The sequence below is a fragment of the Pseudomonas batumici genome (assembly GCF_036585405.1).
GTDB lineage: Bacteria > Pseudomonadota > Gammaproteobacteria > Pseudomonadales > Pseudomonadaceae > Aquipseudomonas > Aquipseudomonas batumici.
On record NZ_CP144470.1, the window covers coordinates 2410857 to 2427158 of the forward strand.

Consider the following 16302-nt stretch of genomic DNA (forward strand, 5'->3'; position numbering starts at 1 on the left):
CCCCCGTTGCATCGGCCCACCTCCATATCAGAGGAAACCTACACGCTGAGCTGACCTTTACCCCGGGTATTTTCGGTAGCAAACCCCATACTTACCCAGCGCCCGGCCTGAATCGGCCCAGCGCGCAGCGTCATGGGATGACGCTGCCTCAAAGACCTCATTAAAAGGAATTAAGATGACTCCCCTCTTGCAGTCCGTCAGCCTCGCCCTGTTCTGCGCGGTGATCTCCGCCCTGATTTCGCTGGCTGCCTTCGCCTCCAGCACTCCTGCCGTCGACACGGTCGAAGCCGATGCGGCAACACCCGGCCCTTCAACACCCGGGGCGTCCAAAATCGTAACGTCCATCGAGATCAGCAACGACTCCCCCGACCCCCTCGAACTCCTGGGTACCGGCCTCGACCTGGGCGGCGCATCGCCGTCGAGTTTCAATATCGCCAGCGGCGAGCGTCGTGAACTCATCCTGGACGGCCCCAGGGCCTGGTTCATCTATGGCGCCGGGCCGCGCAAGTGTCGATTCGTCGCCCAACATACGCTGCTGGAACGCTTTGCCCACACGCAACGCCCCAACTACCTGCCCATCTGGATCAGGAAAGCCGAGTCCATCGGTGAACGCCAGGCCTCCTGCAAGGCCCGCCTGAGCAAAACCCTGAAGGCGCCGCCGTACAGCTACAACGTCAAGTTCAGCATGAGTTGAGTTGGAACAGGGGCTCAGCGCTTGCGCTGGCCCCAAGCCACCGCCAGCCCACTGAGGCAGATCACCGCGATGCCCGCCACGCCGAATGCATCCGGCGTGTGATCGAAGACCAGGTAGCCATACATCCCCGCAAAGAGAATCTGCCCGTAACTGAACGGCGCCAGCATTGCCGGCGCCGCGTGCCGGAACGCCTGGGTCAGGAACAGGTGCCCGAGCATGCCGCAGGTGCCCAGGCCGAGCATGAACAACCCATGCCCCCAGGTGGGGGTACTCCAGAAAAACGGCAGCAAGGCCGTCATGATCAGGCTGTTGAAAATCCCCGTGAGAAAGTTGCTGGTGGTCGGGCTGTCGATGTCACTGAGCATCCGTGTCAGCAACTGATAGAAGCCAAAGCACAGGGCCGAACACAGTGGCAGGGCAATCGCCGGGGTGAACAGGGCACCGCCGGGGCGCACCACGATCAGCACGCCGACAAAACCGGTGATCACCGCCGCCCACTGACCCCGACTGACCCGCTCACCCAGCAGCGGCACGGACAAGGCGGTCACCAGCAAGGGCGCAAGAAAGTTGACCGACGTGGCCTCGGCCAAGGGGATGTAACGCAGCCCCGTGGTGAAAAACAGACTGGTACCGATCAGGCACAACGCCCGCAACAACTGCAGGCCTGGCCGCCGGGTCCGCACCACGGCGGAGAAACCGCTGCGCGGTACGAAGATCACCAGCATCAGCAAGGTGTGCACCACGTAGCGGGCCCAGACCACCATGACGATGGGATAGAACCCGGAGAGGTACTTGGACAAGGCATCATGACTGGCGAATACCAGCACCGCCAGACCGATCAGGGCAATGCCCTTGAGCGGCTGCTCGGCCCCCTTGTGCAACAGATCAGGCACACTCATTCACAGACTCGCAACACATTCGCTACAAAATACGTAGCTTACTAACTACCAAGATAGAGCGGTCGGGTAGATAATGGTCCGCTGCTGTCCACCGATACGGCGCGTCAACTCTACTCGCGTCCGGCGTTGAAACAACTAGAATCAATTGCGCATTTTGACTTAATTGCGCAGGCCAGGGCTCAAGCGCAGCATGTCCAGCCCGGTGTCGACCAGACGTTCCGCTTCCGTCTGCAGTTCAAAGCTGTCGGAGACCAGCAGCCATTGAGCAATGATCCCATGGATATAAGCGTGTATGGCGATGGCGGCGCGGGCAGGGTCGAGATCTCCCGGCAATTGCCCACGGGCAACGGCGTTGCGCAGGGTCAAGCCGATCTTCACATTGCAGTCCACACTGGCGGCCTGGCGCTGACGTCGCAGGTCACACATTTCATCGGTGAACTCGCACTTATGAAACAGAATCTCGTTGATGCGCCGAGTCTGTGGGTCCAGCGCGACCTGACGAAACACATGAATCAGCAACGTGCGCATGCAGCCCAGCGGGTCGAGTTCGTCCTCGCTCTCGCTCGCCCGAGCCAACTCATCGAGCGGTTCGTGGAGGCTGTCGAGCATCGCCTGCACCAACTCGGCCTTGTTGCTGAAATGCCAATAGATGGCACCGCGGGTCACTCCCGCCAGGGTCGCGATATCGCCCAGGGTCGTGCGCGCCACACCGCGCTCATAGAAGGCTTTTTCGGCAGCTTCCAGTATCTGTCTCCGGGTCTCCTGAGCTTCCTCTTTGGTGCGACGGGCCATGGCAGTAAAACCTCAATCAGGGGGCCTCGAACGAACGCCGGGCTTAATCAGAGCTTAATGACGGGAGGCGCTTGTCGTGCCTTTTCCCGGGCTGAATTACGTGCTTTGTAACGATTTCTGCGCAAAGCGCAAGTATTTACAAACAACCATGAATGTAAGTATATTCATTAGCAACCTATTTATCCAGCCGGATCACCTTTAGTACCCTTCCACTTTTCTTGTGCGCATCGTGCGCGCCTGACCCGAGGATCTTCATGCAACTCAAGCCAGCTGTTACCGCTCTGGTCACCGCCGTCGCCCTGGCATCGCTGCTCAGCGGATGTAAAGAGGACAAGGCTGCTCCACCAGCGCCTCCTCCGCCTCAGGTCGGCGTCGTTACCCTGCAAACCCAGGCCTTCACCCTGACCTCCGACCTGCCCGGTCGAACCACGGCGTACCGCATCGCGGAAGTCCGCCCGCAGGTCAATGGCATCATTCTCAAGCGTCTGTTCAAGGAAGGCGGCGATGTCAAAGCCGGCCAGCAGCTGTATCAGATCGATCCATCGGTTTATGAAGCGACCCTGAAAAGCGCCGAAGCGAACCTGCAATCGACCAAGTCGATTTCCGATCGCTACAAGCAACTGGTGAGCGAACAGGCCGTCAGCCGCCAGGAATACGACACCGCCGTCGCCAACCGCCTGCAATCGGAAGCCGCCCTGCAAAGCGCCCAGATCAACGTGCGCTACACCAAGGTCTACGCACCGTTGTCCGGGCGTATCGGTCGCTCTTCGGTGACCGAAGGCGCGCTGGTCAGCAGCGGCCAGACCGATGCCATGGCGACGATCTCGCAACTCGACCCGATCTACGTCGACGTGACGCAGTCCACTGCCAATCTGCTGGAACTGCGTCGCGAGCTGGAAAGCGGCCGCCTGCAGAAAGCCGGCGACAATGCGGCGTCGGTCAAGCTGACCCTGGAAGACGGCAGCCAGTACAAGCTGGACGGCAAGCTGGAGTTCTCGGAAGTCACCGTGGATGAAACCACCGGATCCGTGACCCTGCGCGCGGTGTTCCCGAACCCCGACCACACCCTGCTGCCCGGCATGTTCGTGCATGCCCAGTTGCAGGCCGGGGTGAACAGCGCCGCGATTCTCGCCCCGCAACAAGGCGTGACCCGCGACCTGAAAGGCACCCCGATCGCGATGGTCGTCGGCCCGGACAACAAGGTCGAGATGCGTCAGCTCAAGGCCAGCCGTACCGTCGGCAGCCAATGGCTGATCGAAGACGGCCTGAAAGCCGGCGATCGGGTGATCACCGAAGGTCTCCAGTTCGTGCGTCCTGGTGTTGAAGTCAGGGCCAGCGAAGCCACCAACGTGAAGGCAGCCGACCCGGCCCCTGCCCCGGCAACCGCTAAAGCCGCAGGCAGTAAAGGGGAGTAAACCATGTCAAGATTCTTTATCGACCGGCCAATCTTCGCCTGGGTAATCGCCCTGGTGATCATGTTGGTCGGGGCTCTATCGATCCTCAAGTTGCCGATCAACCAGTACCCGGCCATTGCCCCGCCGGCCATCGCGATTGCCGTGACCTACCCGGGCGCTTCGGCGCAGACCGTGCAGGACACCGTGGTCCAGGTGATCGAGCAGCAGCTCAACGGTATCGACAACCTGCGTTATATCGAGTCGTCGAGCAACTCCGACGGCAGCATGACCATTACCGCGACCTTCAACCAGGGCACCAGCCCCGATACCGCGCAGGTCCAGGTGCAGAACAAGCTGAACCTGGCCACCCCGCTGCTGCCGCAAGAAGTGCAGCAACAGGGTATTCGCGTGACCAAGTCGGTGAAGAACTACCTGATGGTGATCGGCGTCGTCTCCACGGACGGCAGCATGAACCGGGACGACCTGGCGAACTACATCGTGTCCAACATGCAGGACCCGATCTCGCGGACCGCCGGTGTCGGTGACTTCCAGGTGTTCGGCGCCCAGTATGCGATGCGCATCTGGCTCGACCCGGCCAAGCTGAACAACTTCAAGCTGACCCCGGTGGACGTGAAAACCGCCATCGCCGCGCAGAACGTCCAGGTGGCTTCCGGGCAACTGGGTGGGCTGCCGGCCATGCCCGGCCAGCAGTTGAACGCAACCATCATCGGCAAGACCCGTCTGCAGACCGCCGAACAGTTCAAGGCGATCCTGCTCAAGGTCAACAAGGACGGCTCGCAGGTACGTCTGGGGGATGTCGCCGATGTCGCCCTCGGTGGCGAAAACTACAGCGTCAACGCCCAGTTCAACGGCAAGCCGGCGTCCGGCCTGGCGGTGAAACTCGCTGCCGGCGCCAACGCCCTGGACACCGCCAAGGCCCTGCGCAAGACCATCTCCACGCTGGAGCCGTTCTTTCCGCCGGGCATGCAAGTGGTTTACCCATACGACACCACCCCGGTGGTGACCGAGTCGATCAAGGGCGTGGTTGAAACCCTGGTCGAGGCGATCGTGCTGGTGTTCCTGGTGATGTTCCTGTTCCTGCAGAACTTCCGCGCCACCATCATCACCACCATGACCGTTCCGGTGGTGTTGCTGGGGACTTTCGGGATCCTCGCGGCGGCCGGCTTCAGCATCAACACCCTGACCATGTTCGGCATGGTACTGGCCATCGGCTTGCTGGTGGACGATGCCATCGTCGTGGTGGAAAACGTCGAACGGGTGATGAGCGAGGAAGGCCTGTCGCCCAAGGAAGCCACGAAGCGATCCATGGGGCAGATCCAGGGCGCCCTGGTGGGTATCGCCCTCGTGCTCTCGGCGGTATTGCTGCCCATGGCGTTCTTCGCCGGTTCCACCGGGGTGATCTACAGGCAGTTCTCGATCACCATCGTCTCGGCCATGGCCCTGTCGGTGATGGTCGCCCTGATCTTCACCCCGGCCCTGTGCGCCACCATGCTCAAGCCGATTGCCAAGGGCGACCACGGCACCGCCAAGCGCGGCTTCTTCGGCTGGTTCAACCGCAACTTCGACCGCAGTGTCCGCGGCTACGAACGCACAGTGGGCAGCATCCTGCGCCACAAGGCGCCGTACCTGCTGGTCTACGTGATCATCTTTGCCGGCATGATCTGGTTGTTCACGCGGATTCCGACCTCGTTCCTGCCGGAAGAAGACCAGGGCGTATTGTTCGCCCAGGTACAGACGCCGGCCGGCTCCAGCGCCGAGCGGACCCAGGCGGTACTCGACGAAATGCGCGAGTACCTGCTGACCCAGGAGACCGACACCGTGGCCTCGGTGTTTACCGTACGCGGCTTCAACTTCGCCGGTAACGGCCAGAGCTCGGGCCTGGGCTTCATCATGCTCAAGCCCTGGCATGAGCGCTCCAGCCAGAACACCGTGTTCAGCCTCGCCGCCCGTGCGCAGCAGCACTTCTTCTCGTTCCGCGACGCGATGGTGTTTGCCTTCGCCCCTCCGGCGGTACTGGAGCTGGGTAACGCCATCGGTTTCGACGTCTATCTGCAAGACCAGGCCGGTATCGGCCACGACAAGTTGATGGCCGCGCGTAACCAGTTCCTCGGCATGGCGGCGCAGAGCAAGGTGCTCGCCCAGGTTCGTCCGAACGGCCTGAACGACGAGCCGCAGTACCAACTGAGCATCGACGACGAGCGCGCCAGTGCCCTGGGCCTGTCCCTCGCGGACATCAACAACAGCTTGTCGATTGCGCTGGGTGCCAATTATGTCAACGACTTCATCGACCGTGGTCGGGTGAAGAAGGTGTTCGTGCAAGGCATACCCAGTTCACGGATGAGCCCTGAAGACCTGCAGAAGTGGTACGTACGCAACAACACCGGGGTCATGGTGCCGTTCTCCGCGTTCGCCAAGGGCGAGTGGGTCTACGGTTCGCCGAAACTGTCGCGTTTCAACGGCGTCGCCGCCATGGAGATTCTTGGTGCCCCGGCCCCCGGCTACAGTACCGGCCAGGCCCTGGCGGAAGTCGAAGCCATTGCCGCGAAACTGCCGGCCGGCGTCGGAATCTCCTGGACGGGCCTGTCGTACGAGGAGAAGCTGTCCGGCTCCCAGGCGCCGGCGCTGTTCGCCCTGTCGCTGCTGATGGTGTTCCTGTGCCTGGCCGCACTGTACGAGAGCTGGTCGATTCCAATCGCCGTGGTGCTGGTTGTACCGCTGGGGATCATCGGTGCGCTGTTGGCAACGACCTTCCGCGGGTTGTCCAACGACGTGTACTTCCAGGTGGGCCTGTTGACGACCATCGGCCTGGCGGCGAAAAACGCCATCCTGATCGTGGAGTTCGCCAAGGAGCTGCATGAACAGGGACGCAGCCTGGTCGACGCGGCGATCGAGGCTTGCCGCATGCGTTTGCGTCCGATCATCATGACCTCCCTGGCCTTCATCCTCGGCGTGGTGCCGCTGGCGATCTCCACCGGTGCCGGCTCTGGCAGCCAGCACGCCATCGGTACCGGGGTGATCGGCGGTATGATCACCGCGACGATCCTGGCGATTTTCTGGGTTCCGCTGTTCTTCGTATCGGTGTCGTCCATCGGCGGCGAGAAAAAGCACAAGCAGTCGGACACGACTGAAACTCTAAGCAATGAGGCTGCCCAATGAGCAAGTCCCTCCTCAGTGTAGCGGTCGCGGCCTTCGTGCTCAGCGGTTGCTCGTTGATCCCCGACTACCAGCGCCCCGCAGCGCCGGTGGCGGCGCAGTACCCGCAAGGGCCGGCCTACTCGCCGGCCCAGGCGGCAGACGTCGCGGCAGCCGAACAGGGCTGGCGGCAGTTCTTCAACGACCCGGCACTGCGGCAGCTGATCCAGGTCGCCCTGGAAAACAACCGCGACCTGCGGGTCGCGGCGCTGAACATCGACGCCTACCGTGCCCAGTACCAGATCCAGCGCGCCGACCTGTTCCCGGCGGTCACGGCCAATGGCAACGGCAGTCGCCAACGCGTACCGGCCAACGTCTCGAGTACCGGCACGGAAAGGATCAACAGCCAGTACTCGGCGACCCTTGGGGTCAGCTCCTATGAGCTGGACCTGTTCGGTCGTGTCCGTAGCCTGAGCGAGAAGGCGCTGCAGACCTACTTCGCCAGCGAAGAAGCCCGCCGCAGCACGCAGATCAGCCTGGTGGCCAGTGTGGCCAACGCCTACCTGACCTGGCAGGCCGACAAGGAACTGCTCAAGCTGACCCAGGAAACCCTGGCCGCCTACGAGGAAAGCTACAAGCTGACGGCACGCAGCAACGAAGTCGGCGTGGCCTCCGCCCTGGACCTGAGCCAGGCGCGGACCTCGGTGGAAGGTGCCCGGGTCAAGCTGGCGCAATTCACCCGCCAGGTCGCCGAAGACCAGAACAGCCTGACGTTGCTGCTCGGTAGCGGTTTGCCGGCCAACCTGCCGGAGGCCCAACCGTTGTCGGCCAAGCTGCTCAGCGATATGCCGGCCGGCCTGCCGTCCGACCTGCTGCAGCGGCGTCCGGATATTCTCGGCGCCGAGCACCAGTTGCTGGCGGCCAATGCCAATATCGGTGCCGCACGCGCGGCGTTCTTCCCGAGCATCAGCCTGACCGCCAATGCCGGGACCTTGAGCCCGGACATGGGTGGCCTGTTCAAGGGCGGTTCGGGGACCTGGTCGTTCGCGCCGAGCATCAACATTCCGATCTTCAACGCCGGTAGCCTGAAAGCCAGCCTGGATTACTCGAAAATCCAGAAGGAGATCAGCGTCGCCAACTACGAGAAAGCCATTCAGACCGGCTTCCAGGAAGTCTCCGACGGCCTGGCCGCGCGCCAGACCTTCAACCAGCAGTTGCAGGCCCAGCGTGACCTGGTCGCCGCCAACCAGGATTACTACCGCCTGGCCGAGCGTCGCTACCGCATTGGTGTCGACAGCAACCTGACCTTCCTCGATGCCCAGCGCTCGTTGTTCAGCGCCCAGCAATCGCTGATCAGCGATCGCCTGTCGCAGCTCACCAGCGAGGTCAACCTGTACAAGGCCCTCGGCGGTGGCTGGTACGAGCAGGCCGGCCAGGCCCAACCGATCGACGAGACGCCACCGAAGGGCTGAAGCCTTTCATGCCACACGAAAAACCCGCCTCCGGCGGGTTTTTTCATGCCTGAACTGTTCCGTTCGATAATCGCCCAAAATCGCCTGATCTCAATTGAACTAACCAGTTAATTCGCCGCACCATTCCCTGCACTGACCCATAGCCATAACAACAACAGGTTCATCTGCATGTCTCGATACTCCGCCCTCACCGGCTGATCACACCCGCCGTTCCCCGTTCGAACACCTTGTCTGCACCCCTGGTTGCGGCTACGCCCTGCTTCATCCCTAACAACTAGAGAGACCGATCCATGAAGCCACTGAACACGAGCATCGTTTCCTCCCGCACCTTGCTGGCCATCGCCATGGCCAGCGCGACCCTGCCGGCCATGGCCGAGGAACATGGCTTTGTGGAAGACGCCCAAGCCAACCTGAACCTGCGTAACTTCTTCATCAACCGCAACTTCACCAACCCGGCCTTCCCTCAGTCAAAGGCCCAGGAGTGGACACAGAGCTTCATCCTCGATGCCCGATCCGGTTTCACCCAGGGCACCGTGGGCTTCGGCGCCGATGTGCTGGGTACCTTCTCGGAAAAGCTCGACGGCGGCAAAGGCACCGGCGGTACCCAGTTGCTGCCACTGGACGGCAACGGGCGCCCGGCCAGCAATTTCGGACGCCTGGACGTGGCCTTCAAGGCAAAGATTTCCAACACGGAACTGAAGGTCGGCGAATGGATGCCGGTACTGCCGATCCTGCGCTCGGACGACGGTCGCTCGCTGCCGCAAACCTTCCGTGGCGGCCAGATCACCTCGAAGGAAATCGACGGCCTGACCCTCTACGGCGGTCAGTTCCAGAAGAACAGCCCGCGCAACGATTCGAGCATGACCGACATGTTCATGAACGGTAAGCCAGGCATCACCTCCGACCGTTTCAACTTCGAGGGCGGCGAATACACCTTCAACGAGAAGCGCACGATGATCGGGCTGTGGAATGCCCAGCTCAAGGACATCTACCGCCAACAGTACGTCAACCTGGTCCACAGCCAACCGCTGGGCGACTGGACCCTGGGCGCCAACCTCGGTTACTTCTACGGCAAGGACGACGGCAGCGCCCGCGCTGGCGAGCTGGAGAACAAGACCTTGTCCGGGCTGTTCTCGGCCAAGTACGGTGGCAACACCTTCTATGTCGGTTTGCAGAAACTCACCGGTAACAGCGTCTGGATGCGCGTCAACGGCACCAGCGGCGGCACCCTGGCCAACGACAGCTACAACAACAGCTACGACAACGCCCGGGAGAAGTCCTGGCAGCTGCGCCATGACTACAACTTCGCTGCCCTCGGCATTCCGGGGTTGACCCTGATGAACCGCTATATCAGCGGTGACAACGTGCACACCGGGGCCATTACCGACGGCAAGGAGTGGGGGCGTGAGTCCGAGCTGGGCTACACCGTGCAAAGCGGTAGCTTCAAGAACCTCAACGTGCGCTGGCGCAACTCCAGCATTCGCAAGAGCTTCAGCAGCAACGAATTCGACGAAAACCGCCTGATCGTCAGCTATCCGATTTCGTTGCTGTAGGCCTACCTCGGCCTACTCTGAATTCTTGTTCCACCACCAGTTCCAGAACCCGGGCAAACGCACGGGCACGGAACTGTCCTGAACCGTGCGGGCCATCACGGCCCGCAACAAGACCGAGCGATCCGTATAGAACGGTTGCTCGGCCGTCCGCACTCCGGTCTCCCGTGCACAGTCCATCAGGATCTGCAAATACTCCTGCATATGCCGGGCGGTGTAGCGATTGAGGTCGTGGAAGGTCACCACCACCGGAATCACCCCATCGACCACTGGCATCTTGCCCTGCGCAATCTGCTCGCGGACCTCAGCCAGGTGCTTGAGCAGGTTGGCCCGACGCTGTGGGCTGGCGGTAATGCCCCAGATCTTGCCGTCATTGGCACTCAGGTCCGTCAACAACACGTGCAGGCCATGCTGCTGGTAGGCGGCGAAAGTACGCTTGTCGTAGTTCCAGAACGGCGGGCGCAGGATCGTCGGTGGCGCACCGGTGATCGCCGCAATATCCGCGCTACCGTCGGTGAGCGACTGTTCCAGCTCCTCCGGACTCAGCGAGCGGTGATTGGTATGCCCGGGGGTCGCGGTATGAAAGCCGAGGATATGTCCCTCGGCATGCTCACGCCGCATCAGGGCACGACCGATGTCGCTGTTGCCGGCCCGGGTGGCACGGGTCTGGACAAAGAACACGGCCTTGATCCCCGGCTGGATCGGGTTGCGCGCCAGGTCATCGAGCACCGACGCCGTCGGGTTCCAGAAGCTCGAGGCGCTGGGCCCGTCATCGAAGGTCAGCAGGAAACGGATCGGTGGTTGCGAGCGCAGGGCCTGTTCGGTCTGTGCGGTCAAGGGCATCGGCGGACCGATGCAACCGGCCAGGCTTACGGCGATCACAAGGGCGGACAAGAGTGCGGCAAACGACTTCATGGGATTGGGCGGGTCCAGATCAAAGCAATGGCAGGGCAGCCATTGCTTCCATCAGAGCACAAACACCCGGAGCTGTTCAGGTTGCGGCGAAATTTTCATCTAAAAGAGAAAGATTTCGCTCGGCACCTTTCAAGCCCCGGCGGACAGAAACGCCAGCACCCGCTGGCTGAACGCATCGCCGGCCTGCACGTTGGACAGGTGCGCGGCGTGGAACTCGGCGTATTCGGCGCCCTCGACGTGCTCCTGGATAAAGATCCCGCCCGAAGGGGGCGTCACCGCATCCTCGGTACCGGAAATCACCAGCAGCGGCACTTGGATCTGCCCCAGTTGATCGCGAAAATCCGCGTCGCGCACCGCACAGCAGTTGGCCGCATAGCCCTGGGGCGACGTGGCGGCAAGCATATCGGTAATCGGCGTGACCCGATCCGGATGCGCCTGGGCGAATTCCGCGGTGAACCAGCGTGAAACCGCCCCGTCGCGCAGGGCCAGCATCGCCGCCTGGCCGCCCGTCGACACTGCCTCGATCCGTGGATTCCAGATGCTCGGATCGCCGATCTTCGCCGCCGTGTTGCAGACGATCAGCCGCTGCAAACGGTGGCCGGCGTTGATCCCCAGCCACTGGCCGATCAGGCCGCCCATGGACAGGCCGCAGAAATGCGCGCGCTCGATCTGCAGCGCGTCCAGCAACGCCAGCACGTCACGTCCCAGTTGCTCGATGCTGTAGGGCCCGGGCGTTACCAGCGAGCGGCCATGGCCGCGGGTGTCGTAGCGCAAGACCCGAAAATGCTCGGCAAACGCAGGTATCTGGGTGTCCCACATCCCCAGGTCGGTCCCCAGCGAGTTGGACAACACCAGGACTGGCGCACCGGGCGGGCCCTCCAGCTGGTAATTCAGTTCACCTTCGGCAAGTTGTACGAAAGCCACGCTCATCTCCTTCAAATGAAAGCCAACGGTAGGGTCCGGTCGTTACAGGGGTGACGCGCGCCCGCAAAGGGCGCGCGAACCGATCAATGATCGTGGTGCAGATAGGCTGCCTGCTTCGGCAGGCGCAGGCTGAACAGGAAAGCGACCACCATCATCACGGTCACATACCAGTAGAAGGCGTTTTCCATCCCCGCCAACTTCAGGTTCAGGGCCACGTATTCCGCCGAACCACCGAAGACCGCATTCGCCACCGCGTAGGCCAGGCCCACGCCCAGTGCCCGTACCTGGACCGGGAACATCTCGGCTTTGACCAGGCCACTGATGGAGGTATAGAAACTGACGATCGCCAGGGCCAGGGTGATCAGCACGAACGCCAGGAACGGGCTGGTGACAGTCTTCAGGGCCAGCAGGATCGGCACCGTGAACACGGCGCCCAACGCGCCGAACCAGAGCATCGAGTTGCGCCGGCCGATCCTGTCCGAGAGCATGCCGAACAGCGGCTGCATGCACATATAAAGGAAGAGCACGGCGGTCATGATGAAGCTGGCGGTCTTGGCCGTCATGCCGGAGGTGTTCACCAGGTACTTCTGCATGTAGGTGGTGAAGGTGTAGAAAATCAGCGAGCCGCCGGCGGTATAGCCGAGCACGGTGATGAAGGCGGCCTTGTGATCGCGGAACAGCGCCCGCATGCTGCCGGCGTCCTTGTCCTCGCGGTTTTCCTTGCTGGTGGTTTCCTTCAGGGCACGACGCAGAAACAGCGAGATCAGCGCCGCGATGGCGCCGATCACGAACGGAATCCGCCAGCCCCAGGCCTTGATCTCAGGTTCGGTGAGGAACTGCTGGATGATCACCAGTACCAGCACCGCCAGCAACTGGCCACCGATGAGGGTCACGTACTGGAACGAGGCAAAGAAACCGCGCTGGCCACGCAGGGCCACCTCGCTCATGTAGGTCGCGGTGGTGCCGTATTCACCACCCACCGACAGGCCCTGGAACAGTCGCGCCAACAACAGCAGAATCGGCGCCCAGGCACCGATGGTCGCGTAGCCGGGCAGGAAGGCGATGACCAGGGAGCCGGCGCACATCATCAGCACCGAGATCATCATCGAGTTCTTGCGCCCGTGCTTGTCGGCCACGCGACCGAACAGCCAGCCGCCGATGGGCCGCATCAGGAAGCCGGCGGCGAACACCCCGGCGGTGTTGACCAACTGCACCGTGGGGTTGTCTGAGGGAAAGAAGGCCGGAGCGAAGTAGATGGCGCAGAAGGCATAGACGTAGAAGTCGAACCATTCGACCAGGTTGCCGGAAGAGGCACCGACGATGGCAAAAATCCTCTTGTTACGTTCTTCGGGGGTGTACGGCATCGTTGTTGTTGTCATGTTTCATCACTCGAAGGAGGTAAGTTGCAGTCTAGACATACTTTGCAACGAGCCTGTTTCGCAAGAACATTCGCCCGAATGACGGTGCGTGGCAGTCATCCGGGCGCCTGTTTTGTTGCCTGTGGATCTCAGATCCGTTCAATCGCCAGCGCCAGCCCCTGTCCAACACCGACGCACATGGTCGCCAGGCCCTTGCTGCCGCCGGTCTTCTCCAACTGGTGGAGTGCCGTCAGCACCAGGCGGGCGCCGCTCATGCCCAACGGATGACCGAGGGCGATGGCCCCACCGTTCGGGTTGACCTGCGGCGCATCGTCGGCAATGCCCAGCTCACGCAGCACCGCCAGGCCCTGGCTGGCGAAGGCTTCGTTGAGTTCGATGACGTCGAAGTCACTGACGGCCAGCCCCAGGCGCTCGGTCAACTTGCGCACCGCCGGTACCGGGCCGATCCCCATGACCCGCGGCGCGACACCCGCGCTGGCCATGCCGAGCACCCGGGCACGCGGCGTCAGGCCGTGTTTCTTCACGGCCTCGGCAGACGCCAGGATCAGCGCCGCGGCCCCATCGTTGACACCGGACGCATTGCCGGCGGTGACGGTCTTGTCCGCGCCATTGACGGGCTTGAGTTTGGCCAGGGCCTCCAGCGTCGTGTCGGCCCGTGGATGTTCATCCTGCGCCACCACGGTTTCGCCTTTCTTATGGGCGATACGCACCGGCACGATTTCTTCATCGAAGAAACCGGCGGCCTGAGCAACCGCCGTCCGTTGCTGGCTGCGCAGGGCAAACGCGTCCTGGTCGGCACGGGACACTCGATAGTCGTCCGCCACGTTATCGCCGGTCTGCGGCATCGCATCGACACCGTATTGGGCCTTCATCAGCGGGTTGATAAAGCGCCAGCCGATGGTGGTGTCTTCCAGTTTCATGTTGCGGGAAAACGCCGCGTCAGCCTTGCCCATCACGAAGGGCGCCCGGGACATCGACTCCACGCCGCCGGCAATCGCCAGTTCCATCTCGCCGCTGGCGATGGCGCGGAACGCGGTGCCGATCGCGTCCATGCCCGAGGCGCAGAGACGGTTGAGGGTCACGCCTGGAATGCTTTCCGGCAGCCCCGCCAGCAACAGCGCCATGCGGGCGACGTTGCGGTTGTCTTCGCCGGCCTGGTTGGCGCAGCCGAGAAACACTTCATCGACCTCGCTCCAGTTCACCGACGGGTTACGTTCCATCAGCGCCTTGATCGGCACGGCCGCCAGGTCATCGGCGCGCACCGTGGACAGGCCGCCACCGAAGCGACCGATGGGAGTACGAATGGCGTCACAGATAAAGACGTCGCGCATCAGGCTTCTCCCGGGGTTTGGCCATGGGCCGCGGCGGTGCGGGCTTCGAGGTCACGCAGGGCGCTCAGTTCAAGTTCGGTCGGCGCGGCGGTGCTGTCCACCTGCTCGGCGAAACGCACGGCCCAGCCGGTGGCGGCGATCACTTGCTCGCGGGTCACGCCCGGATGCAGCGAGGTGACGATGAATTCGTTGCTCTGCGCTTCCGGCTCCATGATGCACAGGTCGGTGATGATCCCCACGGGACCGGCACCCGGCAGGCCCAGGCGCTTGCGCGAATCGCCGCCTTCGCCGTGACCGACGGAGGTGATGAAGTCCAGCTTGTCGACGAAGGAGCGCGACGACTGCTTGAGGATGATCAGTACGCTTTTCGCGGAGCCGGCGATTTCCGGCGCGCCACCGGCACCGGGCAGACGGACCTTGGGTGAGAAATAGTCGCCGACCACGGTGGTGTTGATATTGCCGAAACGGTCGACCTGGGCCGCGCCGAGAAAGCCGACATCGATGCGCCCGCCTTGCAGCCAATAGCGGAAGATCTCGCCGGTGGGGACCACGGTGTCGGCGGTTTCCGCCAACTCGCCGTCACCGATGGACAGCGGCAGCACACTGGGCTTGGCGCCAATCGGACCCGACTCGTAGATCAGCACCACGTCCGGCGAAGAAGTCAGGCGCGCGAGGTTGGCGGCCTTGGACGGCAGGCCGATGCCGACGAAGCAGACCGAACCGTTCTTCAGTCGACGGGCGGCGGCCACCGTCATCATTTCATTGGTGGTGTAGGTCATTATTCAGCCTCCGAGGCGTGGGCCAGCTTGCTCTGGAACTCGGCAAAGTTCGCGGTGCCATGGATATACTCGGCGATCCAGGCGGTAAAGGTCGCGCGGTCACGGGCAATCGGGTCCCAGGCCTGGTAGAAACGATTATCGCGCTCGGTATAACCATGGGCGTAGGACGGGTGGGCGCCGCCGGGCACATGACACACGGCGCTCAGCGCCCAGGTCGGCAAGACACAGGCGTTCATCGGGGCCTGCAGGTCGTCGACGATTTCCTCGACAGTGACGATGCAGCGCTTGGCCGCCAGGGCCGCCTCCTTCTGCACACCGAGAATGCCCCAGAGCAGCACGTTGCCCTTGCGGTCGGCTTTCTGGGCATGGATCACGGTGACGTCCGGGCGTACCGAGGGCACGGCGGCCAGCACTTCACCGGTGAACGGGCAGGTGACCGTCTTGATCAGCGGATTGACCTTCGGCAGGTCGGAACCGGCATAGGCCCGCAGTACCGCGAACGGCAAGCCGGAAGCACCGGCCACATAGGCATTGGCCAGGTCGGCGTGGCTGTGCTCTTCGATTTCCAGCGGATGCGGCCAGTGTTTCTCGACGGCGTCGCGCAGGCGGTGCAACGAGCCCACCCCCGGATTGCCGCCCCAGGAGAAAATCAGTTTGCGGGCGCAACCGGAACCGATGAGCTGGTCATAGATCAGATCGGGCGTCATGCGGACCAGCGTCAGGTCTTTCTTGCCCTGACGAATGATTTCATGACCCGCCGCAGTCGGAATCAGATGGGTGAAGCCTTCGAGCGCGACGGTATCGCCGTCGTTGACGAACTGCTTCACCGCTTCATGCAGCGAAAGGATTTCAGCCATGGGTGCAGACTCCCGGTTTCAACAAGCCTGAGGGAAGGCGCGAGGTTCAGCGCCGTGATGAGCTCAGGTTAAGCCGGGGGTCGGCGGCCAAACAATCCGATAATCGATTAACCGTTCGATAATCGAACGAATTGTTTGCAGGCTACCGATTTACTCCTCAAGC

The 16302-nt window shown here is 62.5% G+C and carries 13 protein-coding genes; 5 read left to right on the top strand and 8 right to left on the bottom strand.

What is annotated here, in order from left to right; genetic code table 11:
- Window positions 1-175 precede the first annotated feature (175 nt).
- Window positions 176-694, top strand: a complete 519-nt coding sequence (locus NUH87_RS10845; RefSeq protein WP_338525942.1) for a hypothetical protein — start codon at window positions 176-178, stop codon at window positions 692-694.
- Window positions 695-708: 14 nt separating this feature from the next.
- Here the strand turns inward: NUH87_RS10845 and NUH87_RS10850 are convergent, their stop codons facing one another.
- Both NUH87_RS10850 and NUH87_RS10855 read right to left on the bottom strand, forming a co-directional pair.
- Window positions 709-1593 carry a DMT family transporter gene (locus NUH87_RS10850; protein WP_338525943.1) on the bottom strand — a complete coding sequence of 295 codons (885 nt, stop codon included), beginning with the start codon at window positions 1591-1593 and terminating at the stop codon, window positions 709-711.
- Window positions 1594-1752: 159 nt separating this feature from the next.
- A complete protein-coding gene (locus NUH87_RS10855; RefSeq protein ID WP_338525944.1) occupies window positions 1753-2385 on the bottom strand; it encodes a TetR family transcriptional regulator in 633 nt (210 codons plus the stop codon).
- A gap of 254 nt (window positions 2386-2639) precedes the next feature.
- Between NUH87_RS10855 and NUH87_RS10860 the strand changes: the two genes are divergently transcribed.
- From NUH87_RS10860 to NUH87_RS10875, 4 genes are all read left to right on the top strand, one after another.
- Window positions 2640-3800: an efflux RND transporter periplasmic adaptor subunit gene (locus NUH87_RS10860; protein WP_338525945.1), complete on the top strand. Its 1161-nt coding sequence runs from the start codon at window positions 2640-2642 to the stop codon at window positions 3798-3800.
- A 3-nt stretch (window positions 3801-3803) separates the two neighbouring features.
- Window positions 3804-6956, top strand: a complete 3153-nt coding sequence (locus NUH87_RS10865) for an efflux RND transporter permease subunit (protein WP_338525946.1) — start codon at window positions 3804-3806, stop codon at window positions 6954-6956.
- Window positions 6953-8404 (top strand): AdeC/AdeK/OprM family multidrug efflux complex outer membrane factor, encoded by a 1452-nt coding sequence (gene adeC / locus NUH87_RS10870; RefSeq protein ID WP_338525947.1) that lies wholly within the window; start codon window positions 6953-6955, stop codon window positions 8402-8404. Before NUH87_RS10865 ends, adeC begins: the two co-directional genes overlap by 4 nt.
- A 290-nt stretch (window positions 8405-8694) precedes the next feature.
- On the top strand, window positions 8695-9957 hold the full coding sequence (locus NUH87_RS10875; protein WP_338525948.1) for an OprD family porin: 1263 nt from the start codon (window positions 8695-8697) through the stop codon (window positions 9955-9957).
- A 12-nt stretch (window positions 9958-9969) separates the two neighbouring features.
- Here the strand turns inward: NUH87_RS10875 and NUH87_RS10880 are convergent, their stop codons facing one another.
- The 6 genes from NUH87_RS10880 to NUH87_RS10905 form a co-directional block, all read right to left on the bottom strand.
- Window positions 9970-10869 carry a polysaccharide deacetylase family protein gene (locus NUH87_RS10880; RefSeq protein ID WP_338525949.1) on the bottom strand — a complete coding sequence of 300 codons (900 nt, stop codon included), beginning with the start codon at window positions 10867-10869 and terminating at the stop codon, window positions 9970-9972.
- Window positions 10870-10998: 129 nt separating this feature from the next.
- Window positions 10999-11793, bottom strand: coding sequence for a 3-oxoadipate enol-lactonase (gene pcaD / locus NUH87_RS10885; protein WP_338525950.1), 795 nt, complete (start codon window positions 11791-11793; stop codon window positions 10999-11001).
- 83 nt (window positions 11794-11876) lie between these two features.
- Window positions 11877-13172 (bottom strand): MFS family transporter, encoded by a 1296-nt coding sequence (locus NUH87_RS10890; protein ID WP_338525951.1) that lies wholly within the window; start codon window positions 13170-13172, stop codon window positions 11877-11879.
- 128 nt (window positions 13173-13300) lie between these two features.
- Window positions 13301-14506 (bottom strand): 3-oxoadipyl-CoA thiolase, encoded by a 1206-nt coding sequence (gene pcaF, locus NUH87_RS10895; RefSeq protein WP_338526787.1) that lies wholly within the window; start codon window positions 14504-14506, stop codon window positions 13301-13303.
- Complete coding sequence (locus NUH87_RS10900) at window positions 14503-15285, bottom strand: CoA-transferase subunit beta (RefSeq protein ID WP_209437138.1); 783 nt, start codon at window positions 15283-15285, stop codon at window positions 14503-14505. The genes pcaF and NUH87_RS10900 overlap by 4 nt, the downstream gene beginning before the upstream one ends.
- On the bottom strand, window positions 15282-16139 hold the full coding sequence (locus NUH87_RS10905) for a CoA transferase subunit A (RefSeq protein WP_040064909.1): 858 nt from the start codon (window positions 16137-16139) through the stop codon (window positions 15282-15284). The genes NUH87_RS10900 and NUH87_RS10905 overlap by 4 nt, the downstream gene beginning before the upstream one ends.
- Window positions 16140-16302 lie beyond the last annotated feature (163 nt).